Source organism: Arthrobacter sp. Z1-9 (assembly GCF_054792695.1).
In genome coordinates, this window is sequence record NZ_CP096456.1 from 3568869 (window position 1) to 3589165 (window position 20297).

At 65.2% G+C, this 20297-nt stretch carries 23 protein-coding genes; 12 read left to right on the top strand and 11 right to left on the bottom strand.

Going from position 1 to position 20297, the window contains the following annotated elements; translation table 11 throughout:
* The first annotated feature begins 7 nt into the window (after positions 1-7).
* Genes mmsA through M1D93_RS16555 form a run of 3 tightly spaced genes read left to right on the top strand, consistent with a single transcriptional unit; the run spans position 8 to position 3056 of the window.
* Entirely contained in the window at positions 8-1537 is a 1530-nt protein-coding gene (gene mmsA, locus M1D93_RS16545; RefSeq protein ID WP_461172550.1) for a multiple monosaccharide ABC transporter ATP-binding protein, read from the top strand.
* A 1-nt stretch (position 1538) separates the two neighbouring features.
* Entirely contained in the window at positions 1539-2843 is a 1305-nt protein-coding gene (gene mmsB, locus M1D93_RS16550) for a multiple monosaccharide ABC transporter permease (RefSeq protein ID WP_461172551.1), read from the top strand.
* Between the two features lie 9 nt (positions 2844-2852).
* The gene (locus M1D93_RS16555) at positions 2853-3056 is read left to right on the top strand and encodes a hypothetical protein (protein WP_461172552.1); all 204 of its coding nucleotides are present in this window, start codon (positions 2853-2855) and stop codon (positions 3054-3056) included.
* A gap of 100 nt (positions 3057-3156) precedes the next feature.
* On the opposite strand, the gene M1D93_RS16560 is transcribed toward M1D93_RS16555, so the two are convergent.
* The 3 genes from M1D93_RS16560 to M1D93_RS16570 form a co-directional block, all read right to left on the bottom strand.
* Complete coding sequence (locus M1D93_RS16560) at positions 3157-5022, bottom strand: S8 family serine peptidase (protein WP_461172553.1); 1866 nt, start codon at positions 5020-5022, stop codon at positions 3157-3159.
* A 167-nt stretch (positions 5023-5189) separates the two neighbouring features.
* Entirely contained in the window at positions 5190-6062 is an 873-nt protein-coding gene (locus tag M1D93_RS16565) for an NAD-dependent epimerase/dehydratase family protein (RefSeq protein ID WP_461172554.1), read from the bottom strand.
* Entirely contained in the window at positions 6059-6652 is a 594-nt protein-coding gene (locus M1D93_RS16570) for an adenylate kinase (protein ID WP_461172555.1), read from the bottom strand. Before M1D93_RS16570 ends, M1D93_RS16565 begins: the two co-directional genes overlap by 4 nt.
* 293 nt (positions 6653-6945) lie before the next feature.
* Here M1D93_RS16570 and M1D93_RS16575 point away from each other — a divergent pair, with 293 nt between their 5' ends.
* Together M1D93_RS16575 and M1D93_RS16580 are read left to right on the top strand one after the other, a co-directional pair.
* Complete coding sequence (locus M1D93_RS16575; RefSeq protein ID WP_461175048.1) at positions 6946-7689, top strand: GAF and ANTAR domain-containing protein; 744 nt, start codon at positions 6946-6948, stop codon at positions 7687-7689.
* Positions 7690-7821: 132 nt separating this feature from the next.
* The gene (locus M1D93_RS16580) at positions 7822-8244 is read left to right on the top strand and encodes a response regulator transcription factor (protein ID WP_461172556.1); all 423 of its coding nucleotides are present in this window, start codon (positions 7822-7824) and stop codon (positions 8242-8244) included.
* A 155-nt stretch (positions 8245-8399) separates the two neighbouring features.
* Here M1D93_RS16580 and M1D93_RS16585 read toward each other — a convergent pair whose 3' ends face one another.
* Positions 8400-9152 (bottom strand): lytic transglycosylase domain-containing protein, encoded by a 753-nt coding sequence (locus M1D93_RS16585; RefSeq protein ID WP_461175049.1) that lies wholly within the window; start codon positions 9150-9152, stop codon positions 8400-8402.
* Positions 9153-9358: 206 nt separating this feature from the next.
* Between M1D93_RS16585 and M1D93_RS16590 the strand changes: the two genes are divergently transcribed.
* The 3 genes from M1D93_RS16590 (at position 9359) to M1D93_RS16600 (ending at position 12453) form a co-directional block, all read left to right on the top strand.
* A complete protein-coding gene (locus tag M1D93_RS16590; RefSeq protein ID WP_461172557.1) occupies positions 9359-10036 on the top strand; it encodes a DUF4956 domain-containing protein in 678 nt (225 codons plus the stop codon).
* On the top strand, positions 10033-10818 hold the full coding sequence (locus M1D93_RS16595) for a polyphosphate polymerase domain-containing protein (protein ID WP_461172558.1): 786 nt from the start codon (positions 10033-10035) through the stop codon (positions 10816-10818). The genes M1D93_RS16590 and M1D93_RS16595 overlap by 4 nt, the downstream gene beginning before the upstream one ends.
* 279 nt (positions 10819-11097) lie before the next feature.
* A complete protein-coding gene (locus M1D93_RS16600) occupies positions 11098-12453 on the top strand; it encodes a carbohydrate-binding domain-containing protein (protein WP_461172559.1) in 1356 nt (451 codons plus the stop codon).
* A 199-nt stretch (positions 12454-12652) separates the two neighbouring features.
* Here the strand turns inward: M1D93_RS16600 and M1D93_RS16605 are convergent, their stop codons facing one another.
* From M1D93_RS16605 to M1D93_RS16625, 5 genes are all read right to left on the bottom strand, one after another.
* Complete coding sequence (locus tag M1D93_RS16605; protein ID WP_461172560.1) at positions 12653-13489, bottom strand: alpha/beta fold hydrolase; 837 nt, start codon at positions 13487-13489, stop codon at positions 12653-12655.
* A 93-nt stretch (positions 13490-13582) separates the two neighbouring features.
* Positions 13583-13780: a hypothetical protein gene (locus tag M1D93_RS16610; protein ID WP_461172561.1), complete on the bottom strand. Its 198-nt coding sequence runs from the start codon at positions 13778-13780 to the stop codon at positions 13583-13585.
* Between the two features lie 244 nt (positions 13781-14024).
* Entirely contained in the window at positions 14025-15209 is a 1185-nt protein-coding gene (locus tag M1D93_RS16615; protein ID WP_461172562.1) for a fatty acid desaturase family protein, read from the bottom strand.
* 12 nt (positions 15210-15221) lie between these two features.
* A complete protein-coding gene (locus M1D93_RS16620; RefSeq protein ID WP_461172563.1) occupies positions 15222-16319 on the bottom strand; it encodes a ferredoxin reductase in 1098 nt (365 codons plus the stop codon).
* A gap of 226 nt (positions 16320-16545) precedes the next feature.
* Entirely contained in the window at positions 16546-17580 is a 1035-nt protein-coding gene (locus M1D93_RS16625; protein WP_461172564.1) for an LLM class flavin-dependent oxidoreductase, read from the bottom strand.
* 54 nt (positions 17581-17634) lie between these two features.
* Between M1D93_RS16625 and M1D93_RS16630 the strand changes: the two genes are divergently transcribed.
* The 3 genes from M1D93_RS16630 to M1D93_RS16640 all read left to right on the top strand — a co-directional run bounded on the left by M1D93_RS16630 (position 17635) and on the right by M1D93_RS16640 (position 18849).
* The gene (locus M1D93_RS16630; RefSeq protein WP_461172565.1) at positions 17635-17994 is read left to right on the top strand and encodes a YnfA family protein; all 360 of its coding nucleotides are present in this window, start codon (positions 17635-17637) and stop codon (positions 17992-17994) included.
* Positions 17995-18102: 108 nt separating this feature from the next.
* Positions 18103-18507, top strand: coding sequence for a YidH family protein (locus tag M1D93_RS16635; RefSeq protein ID WP_461172566.1), 405 nt, complete (start codon positions 18103-18105; stop codon positions 18505-18507).
* A gap of 87 nt (positions 18508-18594) precedes the next feature.
* Complete coding sequence (locus M1D93_RS16640) at positions 18595-18849, top strand: DUF202 domain-containing protein (RefSeq protein ID WP_461175050.1); 255 nt, start codon at positions 18595-18597, stop codon at positions 18847-18849.
* A gap of 21 nt (positions 18850-18870) precedes the next feature.
* Here the strand turns inward: M1D93_RS16640 and M1D93_RS16645 are convergent, their stop codons facing one another.
* Positions 18871-19269 carry a hypothetical protein gene (locus M1D93_RS16645; RefSeq protein WP_461172567.1) on the bottom strand — a complete coding sequence of 133 codons (399 nt, stop codon included), beginning with the start codon at positions 19267-19269 and terminating at the stop codon, positions 18871-18873.
* A 56-nt stretch (positions 19270-19325) separates the two neighbouring features.
* Here M1D93_RS16645 and M1D93_RS16650 point away from each other — a divergent pair, with 56 nt between their 5' ends.
* Positions 19326-19562 carry a DUF2630 family protein gene (locus M1D93_RS16650; RefSeq protein ID WP_461172568.1) on the top strand — a complete coding sequence of 79 codons (237 nt, stop codon included), beginning with the start codon at positions 19326-19328 and terminating at the stop codon, positions 19560-19562.
* A 28-nt stretch (positions 19563-19590) separates the two neighbouring features.
* Here M1D93_RS16650 and M1D93_RS16655 read toward each other — a convergent pair whose 3' ends face one another.
* Complete coding sequence (locus tag M1D93_RS16655; protein WP_461172569.1) at positions 19591-20277, bottom strand: DUF2848 domain-containing protein; 687 nt, start codon at positions 20275-20277, stop codon at positions 19591-19593.
* Between the last annotated feature and the right edge of the window lie 20 nt (positions 20278-20297).

The following is a 20297-nucleotide window of genomic DNA, read 5'->3' on the forward strand; positions in this document are numbered from 1 at the left end:
ATTGACGATGAACACACCCATTCTTCAAATGCGAGGAATCACCAAGACCTTCCCAGGGGTCAAGGCCCTGCAGGATGTCACGCTGGATGTTAACCGCGGCGAGGTGCATGCCATCTGCGGCGAGAACGGCGCGGGGAAATCGACCCTGATGAAAGTCCTCTCCGGCGTCTACCCTGATAATTCGTTCGACGGGCAAATCCTCTTCGAAAACGAGCCGTGCAACTTCTCAGGCATCAATGACAGTGAAAAGCGCGGCATCGTGATCATCCACCAGGAGCTTGCCCTCAGCCCCTACCTCTCGATCGCCGAAAACATCTACCTCGGCAATGAGCAGGCCAAAAACGGCTGGGTGGATTGGCGCAAAACCAACCTGGAAGCGGCAAAGCTGCTGGCCAGGGTGGGCCTGGCCGAAAATCCTGTCACGCCGGTCCAGCACATAAGCGTCGGCAAGCAGCAGTTGGTGGAAATCGCCAAAGCGCTGTCGAAGGAAGTTAAGCTTCTCATCCTGGATGAACCCACGGCAGCCCTCAACGATGAGGACTCAGGCCACCTCCTGGACCTGATCCTGCACCTCAAGGGCCAGGGAATCACCAGTATTATCATCAGCCACAAACTAAACGAGATCCGAAAGGTCGCCGACGCCGTCACCATCATCCGTGACGGCAGGACGATCGAGACTCTTCGGCTCGACCAAGGCCAGATCACCCAGGAACGCATCATCCGCGGAATGGTTGGCCGTGACCTGGACAGCCTCTACCCGGAACGTACTCCCGAGATCGGCGAGGAAGTGCTGCGCATCGAAGACTGGTCGGTCCAGCACCCCCAGGACCACACGCGCATGGTGGTGTCCAACGCTAACCTCACCGTGCGCAAGGGCGAAGTGGTGGGCTTGGCCGGCCTCATGGGCGCGGGCAGGACTGAACTCGCCATGAGCGTTTTCGGCCGGTCCTACGGGCGTGCGGTTTCCGGCAAAGTCTACAAACATGGCCGGGAGATCAACACCGCCACCGTACCCGACGCGATCAGGCACGGGATTGCCTATGCCACCGAGGACCGTAAACACTACGGCCTGAACCTCATCGAAGACATCAAACGCAACATCTCCATGGCGGCGCTGGGAAAGCTGGCAAAACGCGGCTGGGTGGACAAAAACGAAGAAACAGCCGTGGCCAACCGCTACCGGGCAAGCATGAACATCAAGGCGCCATCCGTTGCTGCCATCACAGGCAAGCTCTCGGGAGGAAACCAACAAAAAGTGGTGCTGAGTAAGTGGATGTTTTCCGATCCTGACGTGCTGATCCTCGACGAACCCACCCGGGGCATCGACGTGGGCGCCAAGTTCGAGATCTATACGATCATTGCCAGCCTGGCCGCTGAAGGAAAAGCAGTCATCGTTATTTCCTCGGAACTCCCCGAACTCCTGGGCATCTGCGACCGGATCTACACCTTGTCAGCGGGCCACATCACCGGTGAAGTCCCAATTGCCGAGGCCTCCCAGGAAACTCTCATGCACTTCATGACCAAAGAAAAGGAATAGCATGTCCGCCCTACGAGAATCCCTCGGCTTCCTGACAAGCCGCCTCCGCCAGGTTGGCATCTTCGTCGCCCTGATCCTGATCGTTATCCTTTTCCAGGTCCTCACCGACGGAATCCTGCTCCAGCCCCAGAACGTCACCAACCTTGTAGTTCAGAACAGCTATATCCTCATCCTGGCCATCGGCATGGTGATGGTCATCATCGCCGGGCACATTGACCTCTCGGTCGGCTCCGTCGCCGGTTTCATTGGCGCCGTCGCCGGGGTCATGATGGTCCAGTGGGGATGGGCATGGTGGCTGGCTATCCCCGCCTGCCTGCTGGTGGGCGCCCTGGTGGGAGCCTGGCAAGGGTACTGGATCGCCTATGTCGGCATCCCGGCATTCATCGTCACGCTCGCCGGCATGCTGATCTTCCGAGGGCTGACACTGATCACCCTGAAGAACCAGCAGATCACCCCGTTTCCCGACGAACTGCGCGCGCTGGGCGGCGGCTTCCTGCCCGACATCACCGGCGGCACGTCCGTCCTGGAATGGCTGACCGTCATCCTCGGCGTCGGTGGCACTGCAGCGATCCTCTTTCAGTCCTTGAAGGAACGCAGGATCCGCAAGAGGTTCAACCTTGAAAACGAGCCCGTGGCCTGGTTCGCCATCAAAACGGCGTTCATCGCGCTTCTCATGCTCGTCATCACGTTCCTGCTCGCGAGCTACCGCGGCACCCCCATCGTGTTGATCGTCCTCGCCGTGCTCGTCATCGCCTACTCCGCGTTGATGAACAACAGCATCTTCGGCCGGCACATCTACGCCATCGGCGGTAACCTCCACGCCGCCGAACTTTCCGGCATCAGAACCAAAGCAGTCACCTTCCGGCTCTTCGTCAACATGGGCGTACTGGCCGCACTCGCAGGACTGGTCTTCACTGCCCGCCTGAACTCCGCACAACCAGCCGGCGGCACCGGGTTTGAACTGGATTCGATCGCGGCAGCTTTCATCGGCGGAGCGGCAGTCCAAGGTGGCATTGGCACGGTGGCCGGGGCCCTGATCGGAGGCCTGATCATGGGCGTGCTGAACAACGGGATGTCCATCCTGGGACTCGGGACGGACTACCAGCAGCTCATCAAGGGACTCGTCCTCCTGCTCGCCGTAGGCTTCGACATCTTCAACAAAAACCGCACCGGCGGTGGCACCGGCATCAGCAACCGCTTCAAGAGGAAGCCCGTACCGCCGGCTTCCACCGAATCGACCCAGTCCCGGGAGAAGGCGCCGGACCAGCCCCTCCCGGTTCCGGCAAGCACTTCAGACAAGATCTGACGAAGAGTCATGCCCGTCGCACGAGGTGAAAACTGGGAGGACCTGCGGGGCCACTGGGTGGAACTCCGCTCTGGCGGCCGGGTTCTGCGGACCGGCGAGGTGGAGGACGTCACAGCGGACTCGTCAGCTCTCTGGCTTAGCCCCAACGGTGTCGACGGCCGACAGTTGATAGCCAAGACAGACGGTTATGAGCTTGTCCCGATCGACCACTGAGGAAGGCCTCTGGGGACACAACCCTGAAAAGGAGGCCGACGCCGGCTGTTACCAGCCGCCGTCGGCCTCCTTTTCGTTTCCGTCTTCACGCCAGAACGGGCTAGAACGAGCCGGTGGTGAACTGCCAGCTCCTGCCGGCGAATGGGTTTCCGGCAAGGTCACGCACCCCGGCGCTGCCACCGGTCACCGTCACGGTGTACTTGGTCTTGGCGGCCAGCGCCTGCTGGGGGTCCAGAATCCACTGGTTGGTGGTGCCGTTCCGGAACACGGCGGCCGGAACCACGGTGCCGGTGGCAGCATTCTTCACCGTGAAAGTGGTCCCGGCGACGCCCTGGACGGCCTCGTTGAAGGTAACGCTGATGTTGTTGGTCCGCCGCACCAGCAGCGCGTTGCTGCCGGGAGTGGAACCGGTGACCAGAGGGGCCGGGCCGGTAAGGAAGTTCCAGCTGATTGAGGCCAAAGGGGTGCCGGCGGTGTCGCGGATGGCGGAGGCCCCGCCCACGAGCGTGGCGGTAAAGGTTCCGTCAGCGGGAAGACCGGCCGCCGGGTCCAGGGTGGCGGTGCGGGTGGTGGCGTTGTAGGTGACGGTGGCCGGGATGGTGCTGCCGGCGGCGTTCTTGAGCACAAACGTTCCCGCGGTGACACCCTGGACCGCGGCGCTGAAGGTGGCCGTCACGTTGGTTCCCGTTGCCACTGCCGTTGCGTTGGGGCCCGGTGTGGTGGCGGTGACGGTGGGCGCAGGTGCAGCGGGAACCGCCGGTGCCGGGGCCGGGGCAGGGGCAGGGGCGGGCACCGGGGCAGGTGCCGGTGCGGGGGCGGCAGCAACAGCGCCGGAAAACAGCAGGCGGTTGGGGGTGCCGCTGGTGGCTCCGGTTATGACGCCGGCCGTGGCATTGGAAGCGAGCGCGCCCGCCACCTGGGCAGGCGAGAGTGCGGGGTTCTGGGATAGCAGCACCGCCGCTGCCCCTGCCGCATGGGGGGCGGCCATGGAGGTTCCGGACATGGAGGCAGTGGCGGTGGCAGACGTGTGGTGGGTTGAGGTAATTCCCACGCCGGGTGCGTACAGGTCCACGCAGGACCCGAAGTTGGAGAAGGACGCCTGCCGGTCAGATGAGTCACTGGCAGCTACGGTTACGGCCGCGGGAACGCGGGCAGGAGAACCGCCGCAGGCATCCACGGCTGAGTTGCCCGCGGCAACCACCGCAGTGACGCCGTCGTTCATTACTGCCTGGATGGCCGCGTCCACGGCGGTACTGGCGCCGCCGCCCAGGCTGAGGTTGGCCACTGCGGGCGTTCCCGCCGTGTGGTGGGCGGCAATCCAGTCCAGGGCCGCCACCACGTCGGAGTTGTAGCCGGAGCCGTTGCAGTCGAGCACCCGGACCGGCACGATGGTGGCGCCCTTGGCCACGCCGTAGGTTGACCCGGCCACCGAGCCTGCCACGTGGGTGCCGTGTCCGTTGCAGTCGCTGGAGCCCAGTCCGTCAGCAACGGCGCTCCAGCCGGCGGCCACCCTCCCGCCGAAGTCCGCGTGTGAAGCCAGGACGCCGGTGTCCACCACGTACGCGCTTACACCGGCTCCGGATGCCGTCCAGGAGTAGGACCCGGACAAGGGCAGGGGTCTTTGGTCCACCCGGTCCAGGCCCCAGGGTGCGGGCTGCTGGGTTGCGGAGAAACTGACGGGGGCATCGGCTTCCACGGAAACCACGCGGCCGGAACGTGCCAGCGCCGCCGCCTGGGCGGGACTGGCGGTCACCACTGCGCCACGGAAGGCGTGGGCAAAAGTACGGTCGACGCCGAGTCCCTGCGTCCGCAGCCCGGCTGCCTCTGCGGCTACATCGGCATTGGCTGCGTACTGGATGATGTAGCGCTCCGCTGTGCCGGCATTTGCCGGCGGAGCTGCTGACGCCGGCACGGAAGCGGCGGAAAGGGCGGCGGCGGAGACCAGCACTGCTGCGAAGGGCAGCACAAAGGATGGAGTGCGAATTTTGGGGTCCTTGTTTTGGCGTTGCGGGCTGCGCGGGCAAGTGATTATCTGCCCTACCAAAAGGTTAGGACCCGGTTCCGCACCGAAACCGGGTCCTTGCAGGATCCTGTGCCAACCCTTCGAGATTTCTGCGGCTGGACGTTTGCTGGCTAGATCACCGCGCCAGCGGTGATGTCCGACCGGCGGTTCCGCCAGGAGTATTCCGGCTCAAAGCCGAGCAGCCGCCTGGCCTTGTCAATGGACAGCATGGTCTCGTGCTCGGCCAGGTCCTTCGTGACCTTGACGTCGGGGAACACCTCCGCAGCCAGTTCCGCGCTTGGCCGGCTCATTACGGTATCCGCGTTGGCGATGATGTACGCCTCAAACCCCGGCCCGGCGTTCTCCAGCGCACGGACCACCGCCTGCGCGCCGTCGCGGCCGTCGATGTAGCTCCAGAGGTTCCATTTCCGCAGTGTCGCATCGCCGTCGAAGGCCGGGAACTTGTCGTAGTCTTCGGGGTCCATGACATTGGAGAACCGGAGCCCGGAGATGCTCAGCTCCGGGTCCCACCGCGTCAGCTCCACCGCCATCTGCTCCTCGAGGTGCTTCACCAGCGAGTAGGTGCTCTCCGGCCTCGCCGGGTACTCCTCGTCCACGGGAATGTAGGGCGGGTCGACGTCGAACGGCAGGCCCAGCACCGTCTCACTGGAGGCGTACACCACCTTCTTGATGCCGGCCCGGCGGGCGGCCTGGAACACGTTGTAGGTGGCGAGCATGTTGTTTTCGAAGGTGGCTGCGTCCGGGATGATGCCGGGCGCGGGAACGGCACCGAGGTGGACCACTGCGTCGAACCCGCTGTGGCGGTCGTCCACCCCCAGCAGGACGTCAAGGACGTGGCCGTAGTTGCGGAGATCCACCACCACCAGTCCCGGGTTCCGCTCCCCCGCGCGGTCCAGGTTCAGCACCTGGTGCCCGTCGTCGGCCAGCCTGCGCACCACGTGCCGTCCCAGCTTGCCGCTTCCTCCGGTTACTGCCACCCTCATGCGCGTTCTCCTTTTGTGCTGATAAAGCGTTCGACGGCGTCAATCGCCAGTTTGGTGATCTCGCCGGGGTCGCCGCTGCCGTCCACCTGCACCAGCAGGTTCCGCCCCGCGTAGACAGATACAACTTCCTGGGTCTCGCGGCGGTAGAGGTCAAGGCGGCGCCTGAACACGTCCACGGTATCGTCTTTGCGACCCTCGCCCTCGGCACGTTGCAGCATCCGCTGCTCCAGCTCGGCGTCGGGGGCCTCCAGTTCAATAACCGCATCGAGGGCCTCACCCTGGGAAGCCAGCATGTTGTCCAGTTCCGTCACCTGGGGTGCGGTCCGCGGGTAGCCGTCCAGCAGGAAGCCTGCCTGGACGTCCGCCTCGAGGAGCCGGTCCTTGACCAGGGCGTTGGTGAGGTGGTCCGGGACGAAGTCCCCGTCGTCGAGGTACTTCGCGGCTTCATTTCCCAGTTCCGTCTCACGGTTCACATTGCTCCGGAAGATCTCGCCGGTGGACACTGCGGGGACGCCGAAATGCCGGGCCAGGTGTTCCGCCTGCGTTCCCTTGCCGGAGCCGGGCGGACCGATGATGAGCAGTCTGGGCATAATTCTGTCCCTCCATAACGCAGCAGCCGCTGGTTTCCGGGTCCGCCGCCGGCACCGCCGGTGCCTGCCCCATTCTGCCGGTAATGCCTGTTCCACCGCCAGTGCCGGCCGACTGGCGGCGCGTCAAAATGATGCTTCCCGGCCCCGGAGGGTGTATATACTTCTGGATATCGGTTTAGCAGCAGGCCGTTGGAAAGTTCGTCGATCCAGCGAGCATAGTCGCCATCCGCCCCCTGGGTGGAGGGAGCATGTTGCCGGCGCGTTTTGACCTGAGCGAATGGCACCAAGAATCCGTGGCCCGCGAGTCAACTGCAAAAACTGATACATCCATGACCGACCACCTGCATGAACTTGTCCTCAACAGCTCCGATGTTGAGGACTTCCTTAACGAGCTGGCGCAGGTGTCTGCCCGCAACCTGTCGGAACCCGGCGATGAGATCCTCTGCGCCATTACCCTGCTGCGGGAGCGGAAGGCCGCCATGGTGGCCAGCAGCAGCCCGGCCGCCGGGGCAGTGGCACGGCTTGAGTACGAGTTCAATGAAACGCCCGGCATGACGGCCTCCACCACCCAGGAAACTGTCCATGTGCCGGACATCCGGGAGGACGGGCAATGGCCTGACTACTCCGCAGCCCTGCTGGCCGAGGGCGTCCGCTCCGTCCTTGCGCTGCCTTTTCAGCTGGAAGGCGGCACCAAGGCCGCACTTCTGCTGTACTCGGGCCGCCCCAACCGTTTTGCAGCCCGCGTGCGGGAATTCGCCGAGGATTTCGTCAGCCAGACCTCCCTCGCGCTTCGGCTGGCAGTCCGCTTTGCCCATTACAGCGAGACGGCGGCGAATCTCCGGGCCACCCTGGAGTCCCGCACAGTCATCGACATGGCTGTGGGCATCATTATGGCCCAGAACCGCTGCAGCCAGCAGGACGCCTTCGAAATCCTGAAGACGGCGTCCAGCACGCGCAATTCCAAGCTGCATGACGTTGCGACGGCAGTGGTCACCGCCCTCGGCCAAGGCCCGGCACGGACGCACTACGACGGGTAGCAGCCCGGCGTCACGTTGCACCTCAGCGTTGGGGGCTCCCGCCGTCGTCGGCATTGCTGCCTTGCCCGGCGTTGTTGCCTGCTCACTGGACCGGCGGCGGTAGACTGATGCCAACATTGCCGGGGGGCTCTAATGGAAAACACGCGTGTCTGCCTCGTCGTTGAAGACAACGACGATATCCGCGGGCTGATCACTATGGTCCTGACCCGCGCCGGATTCCAGGTGAGGGCCGTCGCCACCGGCGCCGAGGGCATCGCTGCAGCAGCGGACCCTGCCGTCGTGCTGGTGACCCTGGACCTGGGCCTGCCGGACATGGACGGGCATGTGGTGGCCCGCGCCGTTCGGGCATTGAGCAAGGCCCCCCTGCTGTTCCTTACGGCCAGGTCAGAGAACGACGACGTCCTGGCCGGAATCGCGTCCGGCGCCGCCGCCTACCTCACCAAGCCCTTCCACCCGAAGGAGCTCCAGGACCTGGCGGAACAGCTCTGCCCCGCGCCCTTTGCGCAGGGGCCGCTTTCACAGGTGCCACACATCCCCGGCAAATCCCTCTGCTAGTTTGCCTGCCTGGAAATGAGGCATGACGCCAAGCCCGGCCACATCCCAAACGATCGTCCCGGTCGACGGGTGTGCCCTAGAGGCTGCCAGCTCCATGCCCGTCAGGCCAGCCCTGTTCCTCTGGCCGCACGAGGAGGCCAGTAGCGCCGCCGTTCTTACCCGATGGCGCGCGTCGCCTCGGCGTACGTTGTGGCCTGATCACGTACCTGAACCAGGTAGGCATCCGACTGGTTGTAGGAGTAGATGGCGGCCGTCCATCCGCGCGCGGTGGTGAGGTCACGGCCGCGGGCACACAGGTAGCCGGCTGTGCTGAGCGCGGCGTCGTCGATGTTGAATGGATCCGCTCTCCCGTCACCGTTGCCGTCCCGCCCCGCAAGCTCCCAGGTGGAGGGAATGAACTGCATGGGCCCTACGGCACGATCCCAGCGTGCGTCACCATCCAGGGCTCCGGCATCCGTGTCAGCGATGGCGGCGAACCCGTTTCCGTCCAGGCTTGGACCAACCAGGGGTCCGCTGGCCTGCCCTGCGGAGTCCAGGCTCCCGCCGCCGTAAGCCCCGTGGTGGGATTCGACGAAGCCCACCGCCGCCACCGTATTCCAGCCGATCCCGCAGCCTGGAGAGGACTGGTTGGCCGCGCCGGCCGCAGCCACGTAGGCCCGGAGCGCCCGCACCGGAATACCCGTCTGCGCGGCAGCCTGCGCGAGCCACTCGGCGTCCGCGTTCCGGGTGATGTTCACGGCCGGGGTGATCCCGGTGGACAGCGCTTCGAGTTTCGCCTCCGACAATGGCGGCGGATCGAGGGCCACACGGGCATCCGCGCCGGACTGCTGCAATGCCCAGAACGACAGCGCCGTGGTGACGCAGATCGCGAACACGGTGAAGACCAGGAGACGCCTGAGGCGCAGCACGGCGTCACGGGATTCAGTCACGCGTTTGATCCTATCGATCAAAGCCCGCCGGGAACGCCAAGTGCCTGATGTGCCGGTGATCCGGCAACCAGCAGGGTTACCGCGCGCCAAACACTCATATATCCGGCTGGGTTCCGTCACAGCACCCGCACAGCTGGCGCCCGGAAAGTAAAAAACAGCCCACCAAAAATACTCCGGAGAATCCCATGAATTCACTGATTTTTATCCTCGCGGACCTCGCGGCCATCAGCATCCTGACTTTCGTCCTGTACCTCCGCCGCCATCGCCGCCGCGACCTGGTGGTGTCCTACCTCGGCATGAACGTCGGCGTCCTGGCCGTAGCCACCGCGCTGTCCGGATCGGCCGCCGGCCTGGGCCTGGGACTTGGCCTCTTCGGCGTCCTGTCCATCATCCGGCTCCGCTCCACCGAACTGGCCCAGCACGAGGTTGCCTACTACTTCTCCGCCCTGGCGCTCGGCCTGATCGCCGGACTGGCCATTGAGCCCCTCTGGCTGACCGGCTCGCTGATGGCCCTGATCCTGCTGGTGATGTTCGTGGGCGACCACCCCCGCGTCCTGCCGGCCCACCGGCACCAAACAGTCATCCTGGACCGTGCAGTCGCAGAAGACGCCGATCTCTACGCCCGTCTGGAGGAAGTCCTGCACGGCAAGGTCCACTCCGCTACGGTCCAGGAACTGGACCTGGTCAACGACAAGACCATCGTCGACGTCCGGTACGCCTACTCCCCCGCCGTCTTCCCCGCCCCCGCCGGCATCCCGGCAATCACGACGGCGGCACCCCCGCACGTGGAACAGGCACCCGCTGGCCCCGGCGCCGTCGCCCCGGTTTCGGCATATGCCGCGGCCCGGGCAGGTGCCGCATGAGCCCGGACCCAGCCCCCGCCGTCGTCCGCCTTTGCCGCTTTCCGACCATTGGGCTGGAAGAGCTCAACAGCGAAGCCGAGCTCCAGACCCGGGTAGACCGCAAGTACGTGGTTCCCGCCGGGCTAGTCCGCCAACTGCTGGACACTTTCCGGGCCGATGTTCGGGTGCTGGAGATGGACGGATCCCGCAGCTTCGCCTACGACTCCGTCTACTTCGATACCGCCGGCCTGGACAGCTACCTGCTCGCCGCCCGTGGCCGCCGGCGCCGTTACAAGATCCGTACCCGAACCTACGTGGACAGCGCCCTGAGCTTCCTGGAGGTCAAAACCGAAGGAGCCCGCGAAGCAACAGTCAAGGAGCGGATTCCGTATCATCTTGAAGACCGGGCCCGGCTCACCGCCGAAGGGCTGGACTACATCCGCGAAACGCTGACCGCATCGGTGGGTGCCATGCCCTCCGGGCCCCTCGGGCCGGTACTGGAAACCCGCTACAACAGGACCACCTTGTACCTGCCGGAGTCCGGAAGCCGGGCCACCATCGACACCGACGTGACCTGGCAACGCCCGGACCACACGGCCTGGGTGCTCGATGAGGCGGTGATCCTGGAGACGAAGTCGGGCTCCACTGCAGGCCCGCTGGACCGGCACCTCTGGTCTCACGGCGTCCGGCCGTCCCGGATTTCCAAGTTCGCCACCGGGATGGCCGCCCTTTGCCCGGACCTTCCCGCCAACCGCTGGCACCGGACCCTAAGCCGCAGCCTGTCCCTCCGGCCCGCTGCCTAGCCTTCCTCTTCCCGCCCCAGCCCCCTCGAAACTTCCCAAAGGACCCACCGTGAAGAACCTCCGTACGCACCTCTCCGTTGCCGCCCTGGCCGTCACTATCGGCCTGGCCGGCTGCTCGGAGCAGGCACCACGCCCACCGGCGTCTCGGCCGTCAGCGGCACCGGCACCTCGTCAGCTGCCACGTCGGGCACCGCCCAGGCCGTCTCCCTGGACACCCTGGCCGAGGACACCCACTACGACACCGACGACCTCACCTGGGACGCCGCTGCCGAGGTAGCCGTGACCCTGGCGGACGGCGCCAGCACGGCCTCGTCGTCGTCGGACGCCGTAGACGTCGACGGCGACACCGTCACCATCACCGCGGCCGGCACCTACCGCCTCAGCGGCTCACTCTCGAACGGGCAGGTGGTGGTGGCCGCCGACGAAGAAGACGTGGTCCGCATCATCCTTGACGGCTCGGACATCACCAGCACCAACGGCTCCCCGTTTGTAGTGCAGAGCGCCAACGAGGCCATCGTCTACCTCGAGGACGGGAGCTCCAACACCCTCAGCGATGCCTCCACCTACGCTGACCAGGGAACGGACGCGCCGAACGCCGCGCTCTACTCAATGGCGGACCTGACCATCGCCGGCACCGGCACCCTGACCGTGGACGGCAACTACAACGACGGCATCTCGGCAAAGGACGGACTGGTCCTGGCCGCCGGCACCGTCACCGTGGACGCAGCGGACGACGGCATCGTAGGCAAGGACTACGCGGTGCTGCTGGACGGGGCATACCAGGTGTCCGCGGCCGGTGACGGCTTCAAGTCCGACAACGAGGAGGACGAGGGCCGCGGCTGGGTACTGATCAACGGCGGCACCCTGAACGTCAGCGCCGGCGACGACGGCATCAAGGCCTACAACACCCTCACCATCGCGGCAGGCACCACCACGGTGGAGGAATCCGAGGAGGGCCTGGAAGCCCAGCACATCACCATGACGGGCGGAACCACCACCGTCACCGCAAACGACGACGGCGTGAACGCCGCAGGCGGCAGCAGCACCTCCGGCACCGGCGGGATGGGCGGGGGCATGGGCGGCGGTGAAATGGCCGTGGGCGACTACACCGTGGAGGTCAGCGGCGGGCTGCTGACCATCAACTCCCAGGGCGACGGCCTGGACTCCAACGGCAACGCGGGCATCTCCGGCGGCACCGTGGTAGTCAACGGCCCCACAAACTCCGGCAACGGGGCGCTGGACGTGAACGGCGAACTGGCCGTCACCGGCGGAACGGTGGCCGCGGCGGGAAGCGCCGGTATGGTGGTCACCCCAGGCGCCTCTTCCCCACAGTCAGGTGTGCAGGTGACGCTTGGAACATCAGTCGCCGCAGGTACGGTGGTCCAGATCGCCGACTCCTCCGGCACTCCCGTGGCGGCATTCGTCACCAGCAAGGCCACCGCCTCGCTCGTGTTCTCCTCCGCTGCCATCCTGGAGGGACAGGAATACACCATCTACACCGGCGGCACGGCGACTGTCAGCGCCGGTCTCGGTGAAGGCTCCCTGGAAGGCGCGACAGAGCAGGGCACGGTCACGGCCGGCGAGTACACCGCGGCCCAGGGCCCCGGCGGCGGTGGCGGCGGACCGCGCTGGTAACCCCCAACGCCCCATCACCTCCCGCAGGCAAAACCCCAACGCTCCATCACCTTCCGCAGGCAAAACCCCAACGCCCCACCACACCCGCAAGCAAACCCACAACGCTCCACCACCTACTGCAGGCAAAACCCCAACGCCCCATCACCTTCCGGCGACGGCGGATTCCCGCCGGCGCCGGAAGTTCCGGAGTTAAGCGGGGCTACCTGGCCAGGAAGCGCAGCAGCGCTTCGTTGACCTCCGCGGCGTGGGTCAACAACAGGCCATGTGGGGCGCCCTCGATTTCCACATACTCTGCGCTGGGCAAGGCTTTGGCGAACAGCCGACCCGTGGAGTCGATGGGAAGGATGTTGTCGGCGGTGCCGTGGAGGATCAGTGCGGGCACGTCGATCTTGGGGATGTCCTCCCGGAAGTCGGTGAGCCAGGTGGGCTGCGCCGCCACGGATGCCGTGGCTCCCGCGCCGGCAGCGGTGTTCCAGCTGGCGGTGACTGCCTCCTGGCTGAGGCGGGGCGTGCCGAGGAAGGTGTCAGTGTTGTAAAAGTTCTTGAAGAACTCGGTAAAGAACGCGTAGCGGTCTGCCGTAACAGCCTGATTCAACCCGTCGAAGACCTCCTGCGGGACACCGTCCGGGTTGTCGTCAGTCTTCAGCAGGAAAGGTTCGAGGGAGCCAAGGAAGGCCGCCTTTGCCACCCGTGCGGAGCCGTAGGTGCTTAGGTAGCGGGCAACTTCGCCGGTACCCATGGAGAAGCCCACCAGCACGGCGTCGCTGAGGTCCAAAGTGGTGAGGATGGTGTTGAGATCGGCGGCAAAGGTGTCGTAGTCATATCCCTGGGCGGTCTTGCTCGACTTACCGAATCCGCGGCGGTCATACGTGATGACCCTGTAGCCGGCGCTCAGCAGCGCGGCAGTCTGCTTCTCCCAGGAGGCACCGTCCAGGGGATAACCGTGGATCAGCACAACTGGCTGTCCCGACCCATGGTCCTCATAGTAAAGCTCGATGTCAGTGCTGTTTTCAGTTCCAACGGTGATGAAAGCCATCGCGGCGGTCCTTTCGAGACTGTGGGATCGATGCGGGCGGGAGGTGCTTTGCCCGCGCAATTCCTACTCTAGGGTGGTCCGCCGTGCTCCACGCTACTGGGAGGGCTGCGGAAGCTCACAGGATATCTGGGGATTGGCACCCATATAGTTCAGCGGTCCGGCGACGATGGTGATCGCTATCGTCCCTGCTTCCGCGCAATTCCCCGGCGCGGAGCCGAAGTAGCCGCGCTGCCACGCGGCTATGCCGCCGATGATCAGCCAGATGACAACAAGAGCTCCGAGAATCCGCATGATTCCTCCATAGGCCGTGGCGGCTGTGGGTTCAATTATGCGGCGTCGGCTGGCAAAAGTGAGAGAGCGACGCCGGAAAGTGATAGAGCGTCGCGGGAAAAGCCGCGTTAGGTGATAGAGCATTGCCAAATAAGCCGCGTTAAGTGAGAGAGCGTCCGGGGCGGAGACAGAAATGCACCTCCGGTCCCGGGAAATCTCCCGGTACCGGAGGTGCATTCAGTGTATTGAACAGGCAGTGCCGTGATCAGGCGCTGGCGGCCTTGCCCGGAAGAGCCAGCTTGAAGATCTTGCCCCAGGTGGATCCAACCTGCTTCAGCAGCGGCCCCGTGGTGTACTTCAGGCCGTAGCGCTGGCAGATCTCGCGGACCTTGGGCGCCACCTCGGCGTATCGGTTGGACGGCAGGTCCGGGAAGAGGTGGTGTTCGATCTGGTGGGACAGGTTTCCGGTCATGATGTGCATGAACTTGGAACCGGAGATGTTGGCGGAGCCGATCATCTGGCGGATGTACCAGTCGCCGCGGGTTTCGCCTTCGGCCATTTCCTCAGTAAAGGTGTCCGTGCCTTCGGGGAAGTGGCCGCAGAAGATCACAGCGTGAGCCCAGACGTTGCGGACAGCGTTGGCGGTCAAGGTTCCGTAGAGCGCCTGCTTGCCGGAGCCGGTGAGCATGGCCACGGCGGGGGTTGCAGCGTAGTCCTTGGTGAACTGGGTGACAACCTTCTTGCCGAGGGCCTTCAGGTCCTTGAGCAGCGCCTCTTTGGACTTCTTGCCTTCCTTGAACTCCGTGAGCTCAAGGTCGTAAATGGCGATGCCCCACTCGAAGAGGGGCGCCAGAATGGCATTGAACAGCGGGTTGGCCAGGTTGACGGGCTTCCACGGCTGCTGTTCGTCCATACGCAGGAGGTTGTATCCGACGTCGTTGTCCTTGCCAACCACGTTCGTCCAGCGGTGGTGCAGGTCGTTGTGGGTGTGCTGCCAGGAACGAGACGGGGTAACGAAGTCCCACTCCCAGGTGGTGGAGTGGATGTCCGGGTCCCGCATCCAGTCCCACTGGCCATGCAGGACGTTGTGTCCGATCTCCATGTTTTCCAGGATCTTGGCCAAGCTGAGCAGTGTGGTTCCGGTGACCCACGCAGCCTTATTCTTGCTGACCAGCAGTGCAGCACGGCCGGAGATCTCCAGGCCGCGCTGGACCTTGATCACACGGCGGATGTAGGCAGCGTCCGCTGCCCCGCGCTTGGCCAGGATCTCATCGCGAATCGCGTCCAGCTCGCGGCCAAGTTCCGCTACCTGCTCGTCAGAGAGGTGCGCGGCAGCGGGCGGGCGGACCGTGGGGCTGCCGGACTCGGCGAGCTTTCCGGGGCGCGTCCTTGACCCTCCGGTTGCAGTGCCTTCGGCGGGGGTGGTTTTGCTAGGTGAAATTACAGTCATACCTGGTGCTCCTCAGATTTCGAGGTTGACGGGTCCGGCGGCTGCCGAGACACACGTTTGGATCAGTTGGCCGGGTTCGCCATGGACTTCCCCGGTTCGAAGGTCCCGGACCTGCCCTGACAGGAGCGGGGTGAGGCAGCTGTGGCAGATGCCCATGCGGCAACCGCTGGGCATCAGTACCCCGGCGTCCTCGCCGACGTCCAGGATGGGGGTGTCGCCGTCGGCTTCCACCTCACGGTCCGAAGCTTCAAAGGTGACCAGGCCGCCGTCGTGCCCGACGCCGCCTTCGAACGTGGTGTTGAAGCGCTCGATCATGAGGTTGCCGGCACCGCCCGTGACTGCCACATCGGAGCCGGGCGCAGCAGTGGTGAGCGCCGCGCGCTTCCACAACGCCTCGGCGTCGTCCAGGAAACTGTCCGGGCCGCAGGCGTAGGCTGAGCGTTCTTTCCAGTCGGGGCAGATTTCGTCCAGCTGTAAGGTATTGGTGAGGTCCATGCGGCCCTGCTCGCCTGTGAACCAGTGGGCAAGGCGGAAGTTGGGGAACTGGTCTGCCAGTTCGGCGAGTTCCTCCCGGAAGAGGCTGTCACCGGGGGTACGGGCCGAGTGGACCAGCACGACGTCGGCATCGGGACGCCGCGGAACGAGGGTCCGGATCATGGACATCACAGGAGTGATCCCGCTGCCCGCAGTCACCATCAGCAGGGGCCTGGGGTGCTCAGGGAGTACGAAGTCGCCCTGCGGAGGAGCCAGGAACAGGACGTCGCCTGGCTTGGTGGTCCGGACCAGGGTGCCGGAGACGGCCCCGACATCAGTGACCGTAATGGCAGGGTCCTTGCCGGCGGGGGCGCTAAGGGAGTAGGACCGCCAATGGCGCACCCCATCGAGTTCCACGCCAATGCGCGCCCATTGGCCAGCCAGGTGGGAATGCCAACCACGGCCGGGCCGGAAAAAGATCGTTGCGGACTGTGCGGTCTCCTGCACAACGCGCGTCACCACGCCGCGAAGCTGCCGCGCGGAGTAGACAGGGTTGAACAGCGCCAGGATGTCTTCCGGCGACAAAGGGGTTGTGAGCACAGTGGCCGCCTGGGCCAACTGACGTAACCGGATCATGCGATTAAGCCTAGGGCGGCGCGAGCCATATTTCTCTCTCTCCGTCATATGACCGTTCCGCAGTCACGCTGTAGTGGGGGCGCTAAGCCCCCAAGCCGCACTCTATAAGAGTAACGGCTGCGTAACGCGGTAGGTTCCCCGTACACCTCAATAAGCAAGCTTATTGTATCGTCCGGCCATGCTTACGCGCAGCAATTTCATTTATGGCCGGAGGCGTTACGGCTGGTCAGGACGGTGCTGCCCGCCAGCCGAGTGCCGGCGCGACGTAGCGGATGACGTTTCCCAGGAGCTTGGCATTGAACTCGACGCCAAGCTGGTTCGGGACCGTGAGCAGCAGGGTGTCTGCAGCCTGTACAGCTGTATCAGCCGCCAGTTCTTCGGCCAGAAAGTCCGGGGCGCCCACATAGCTTTTCCCGAACCGGGCGGTCAGTCCGTCGATGACTCCCACCTGGTCCCTGCTGTCCCGCAGCGCACTGCCCGCAAAGTACCGGCTGTCCTCATCATCCACGATGGGAAGCACGCTGCGGCTGACCGAGATACGGGGTGCGTGCTTGTGGCCTGCCGCAGCCCAGGCGTCCCTGAAAAGCTGGATCTGCTCCGCCTGGAGTTCGTGGAAGGGTACGCCGGTGTCCTCGGTCAGCAGGGTGGAACTCATCAGGTTCATGCCCAGCTCCGCGGCCCAGACGGCTGTCTTCCTGCTGCCGGCTCCCCACCAGATGCGCTCGGCCAGGCCCCGTGACTGCGGTTGAACGGGCAGGAGGCCGGTGGCGCCGCCGGCGTAACGGGGATCTGCTTCCGCCACCCCGGCACCGCTGATGGCTTTCCGGAACAGGGCTGTATGGCGGCGTGCCATGTCCGCGTCAGTCTCCCCCGGCTGGGGGCGGTAGCCGAACGCGGCTGCCCCTTCCCGCGCCGGCTCGGGTGACCCGCGGCTGATCCCCAGCTGGAGACGCCCGCCGCTGATCAGATCGGCCGCGGCGGCCTCCTCTGCCATATACAAGGGATTCTCGTAGCGCATGTCGATCACGCCGGTTCCGATTTCGATGCGGCTTGTCCGTGCACCAATGGCGGACAACAGGGGAAACGGCGAGGCCTGCTGCCGGGCGAAATGGTGGACGCGGAAGAATGCTCCGTTGACCCCCAGTTCCTCGGCGGCGACCGCAAGGTCGATGGCCTGGAGCAGGGCGTCGCCCGCAGTCCGGGTGCGGGAACCGTGGCCGGGGCCCCAGTGGCCGAATGAGAGGAATCCGATGCGCTCCATATCTGCCCCAACTGCAACGGGGCAGCAGGCATTCCCGGCTGGCATGATGGCCGGGTGGGTATTACAGAAGAAGCTGCAGCCATCGCCAAAACAATTGTGCTGTTCATCGTGGCAGCAGCCGCGGAAATCGGCGGCGCCTGGCTTGTGTGGCAGTCCGTCCGTGAAGGCAAGGACTGGTGGTGGGCGGGCCTGGGCGTTATGGCCTTGGGCCTCTACGGTTTTGTGGCAACACTTCAGCCGGACGCCCATTTCGGGCGGATCCTGGCAGCCTACGGCGGGGTGTTCGTCGCCGGCTCCCTGGCCTGGGGCATGATCTTTGACGGCTTCCGCCCCGACCGCTGGGACGTGGCCGGGTCCCTCATCTGCCTGCTGGGCGTTGCGGTGATCATGTTCGCACCACGGAACGCGGGCTGATTCGGGATCGATGACTCCCCGCGCAGCCTCAATGCGCACCTCCGCGCAGCCGGTGGGCGTCCACGGCGCCTCCGGGGCTGAGGCAACGCCGCTGGCTAAACTGGCAACGTGACCAACAGCGAGCAGCCCGTAGCCGCCAACACCCCGCCGTCGCGCGGGAAAATCGCGGAACGGCTGCTGCCCGGCGGTGAGGAGCCGGACCCGCGGTTCACGCTCGCGAACGAACGCACGTTCCTTGCCTGGATCCGGACCTCCCTGGCGCTCCTCGCCGGCGGCATTGCCATCGAGGCCTTCACCGCGGACCTTTTCCTGGAGCCCGTCCGGAAAGGCCTGGCGGTGGTGCTGCTCCTCCTGGGCATGCTGCTGAGTGCCGGCGCCGCGGTGCGGTGGCTGCGGGTGGAACGGAGCATGCGCAACAAAGCCCCGCTGCCGCTGCCGCTTATTGTCCCGCTGCTTGCCGGGGCAGGGGCCTTGGCGGCCGCCGTCGTGCTGATTTTTATCCTCTGGCGGTAACAAGTGGCGGCCACGCACCACCCCGCGGGCGGCCATGGGGATCCGGGCCTGCAGCCGGAGCGGACCACGCTGGCCTGGGGCAGGACCATGATGGCGCTGGTGACAGTCAGCGCGATCTTCCTGCGTTGGCTTCCGGTCCACGGGCTGCCCATCCTGCTGCTGTTCGCCGTCTCGGCCGGCGCGGCCGCAACGATTTACTTCACCCAGCGCCGCCGCTACAGGGCCAGCTCCCGCGGCATCGCCAGGGAAAAGGCCGACGCCGACATCACCGCCGTGCTGTGGACGGCTATTGCGGGGGTTGCGTTGGGCGGGCTGGGCATCGGCGTCGTCCTTGCCGGTTGAACGGCCCCTGGCGATCCAGCCTTAGAACATCGGCAGGACAAACCCTGCGAGGAAAGCCACCGCCCCGATACCGGTGAGGCAGCGGCCCAGCACGGCCGCCGTTCTCCCAGCCTCTTCCGGAGCGGCCATCTGCCACTGGGTGGGCCGCTTGGGGTGGTAGTAGATGGGGAGGGTATCCCCGACAGCGAGGTCCTTGATGTCATGCGGCGACATTGGCGCATGGTGCACCTGGTACTTCCGGTCGAACCAGCGGAAGCCCACGCCGCTGCTGTCGGAGTACACCACCGCTTCGGCCACCGCCCAGGGGTGCACGAAGCGGCGCAGGAAGCCGGTGTAGAAGAGCAATCCCAGCCCCGCGGGCAGGCACAACCAAGTGAGCATTTCCAGGATTGGACCTGCCATATCAAGCACAGTGGGCATGATTCTGATGGTACAGGCGTACCCTGAGGGAATCGTTTCCGGCGAAAGGGGCAGACATGAACAACGAGGATCTTTTGAGCCGCATCCAGGCCCTGGTGGAGGAGGAGCATTCACTCCGCGAGGGATCCGGCGACGGCCAGGCGCCGGACCGGACCAGGCTCAGGCAGGTGGAGGAAAGCCTTGACCAGTGCTGGGACCTTCTGCGCCAGCGCAGGGCCAAAGCGGAGTCAGGTGAGAACCCCAATGAAGCCGAGGCCCGTCCCGTCAGCGAAGTAGAGGGCTACAAGCAGTAGCCCTCTACCTTGCAGCCGGGGTTCCTTATCAGCCGATGGGTTCCGGCATCTGCTCCACCACGTACTGGACATCCACGGACAGCCCGGTCACGGGGTCGGACATTTCCACCTTCCAGCTGCGGGCGAACTGGTTCACGCCACCGGTCATGGCCACGGTGCCGGAGATGAGCACCGTGCCGGGCTGGTTCAGTCCGCGCTCCGCCAGGACCTCCAGCCAGTAGTCCGGGGTCAGCAGCGCTTCCAGTGAACTGTCCTGGATGAGGGTGTCCGGAGTCTCCCCCTCCCCCACCCAGCCCTTCAGCGTGATCTTGTCCAGGTGGTCACGCACATCGTCAAGCCGCCATGCCTTCCGGCCCAGGACGTCCGGGCTCGCGTTCTTGCTCCAGGCCACACCGTGGACTTCGAGCTCCCGGTCCGTGTGGTCGCAGGCCACCGTCAGCAGGACGCCGTCGTCTGTGATCACCAGCGCCCATTCGGCCTCCCCGGACGTCCGTCCGTGCTGCACGCGCACTTCGGCCACCTGCTGCGCCAGGTAGGGCGATACCGGATAGAGGGCCGGGGTGGTGGTGGGCCCCGGAACGCCAAGCTCCGCCAGTTCGGCAATGTGCGCCTGGACTTCATCCTGCTCGCGACCGGCATATCCGGCGTTGAGAAGGTGCTTGACCTCCACGTCCTTGGTGCTGCCATCGGGAAGTTCAAACTTGAGAACTGTCATGGTGGGTCCGTCCTTTTTCG

What these genes read in the sequence shown, in the direction of transcription:
- M1D93_RS16605 (WP_461172560.1), bottom strand. Translation starts at nt 13,489, where the DNA reads ATGGCTTTCATCACCGTTGGAACTGAAAACAGCACTGACATCGAGCTT.
- mmsA (WP_461172550.1), top strand. Translation starts at nt 8, where the DNA reads ATGAACACACCCATTCTTCAAATGCGAGGAATCACCAAGACCTTCCCA.
- M1D93_RS16555 (WP_461172552.1), top strand. Translation starts at nt 2,853, where the DNA reads ATGCCCGTCGCACGAGGTGAAAACTGGGAGGACCTGCGGGGCCACTGG.
- M1D93_RS16565 (WP_461172554.1), bottom strand. Translation starts at nt 6,062, where the DNA reads ATGAGGGTGGCAGTAACCGGAGGAAGCGGCAAGCTGGGACGGCACGTG.
- M1D93_RS16595 (WP_461172558.1), top strand. Translation starts at nt 10,033, where the DNA reads ATGAGCCCGGACCCAGCCCCCGCCGTCGTCCGCCTTTGCCGCTTTCCG.
- M1D93_RS16650 (WP_461172568.1), top strand. Translation starts at nt 19,326, where the DNA reads ATGAACAACGAGGATCTTTTGAGCCGCATCCAGGCCCTGGTGGAGGAG.
- M1D93_RS16625 (WP_461172564.1), bottom strand. Translation starts at nt 17,580, where the DNA reads ATGGAGCGCATCGGATTCCTCTCATTCGGCCACTGGGGCCCCGGCCAC.
- M1D93_RS16645 (WP_461172567.1), bottom strand. Translation starts at nt 19,269, where the DNA reads ATGCCCACTGTGCTTGATATGGCAGGTCCAATCCTGGAAATGCTCACT.
- M1D93_RS16610 (WP_461172561.1), bottom strand. Translation starts at nt 13,780, where the DNA reads ATGCGGATTCTCGGAGCTCTTGTTGTCATCTGGCTGATCATCGGCGGC.
- M1D93_RS16570 (WP_461172555.1), bottom strand. Translation starts at nt 6,652, where the DNA reads ATGCCCAGACTGCTCATCATCGGTCCGCCCGGCTCCGGCAAGGGAACG.
- M1D93_RS16580 (WP_461172556.1), top strand. Translation starts at nt 7,822, where the DNA reads ATGGAAAACACGCGTGTCTGCCTCGTCGTTGAAGACAACGACGATATC.
- M1D93_RS16590 (WP_461172557.1), top strand. Translation starts at nt 9,359, where the DNA reads ATGAATTCACTGATTTTTATCCTCGCGGACCTCGCGGCCATCAGCATC.
- mmsB (WP_461172551.1), top strand. Translation starts at nt 1,539, where the DNA reads ATGTCCGCCCTACGAGAATCCCTCGGCTTCCTGACAAGCCGCCTCCGC.
- M1D93_RS16620 (WP_461172563.1), bottom strand. Translation starts at nt 16,319, where the DNA reads ATGATCCGGTTACGTCAGTTGGCCCAGGCGGCCACTGTGCTCACAACC.
- M1D93_RS16655 (WP_461172569.1), bottom strand. Translation starts at nt 20,277, where the DNA reads ATGACAGTTCTCAAGTTTGAACTTCCCGATGGCAGCACCAAGGACGTG.
- M1D93_RS16615 (WP_461172562.1), bottom strand. Translation starts at nt 15,209, where the DNA reads ATGACTGTAATTTCACCTAGCAAAACCACCCCCGCCGAAGGCACTGCA.
- M1D93_RS16640 (WP_461175050.1), top strand. Translation starts at nt 18,595, where the DNA reads ATGATGGCGCTGGTGACAGTCAGCGCGATCTTCCTGCGTTGGCTTCCG.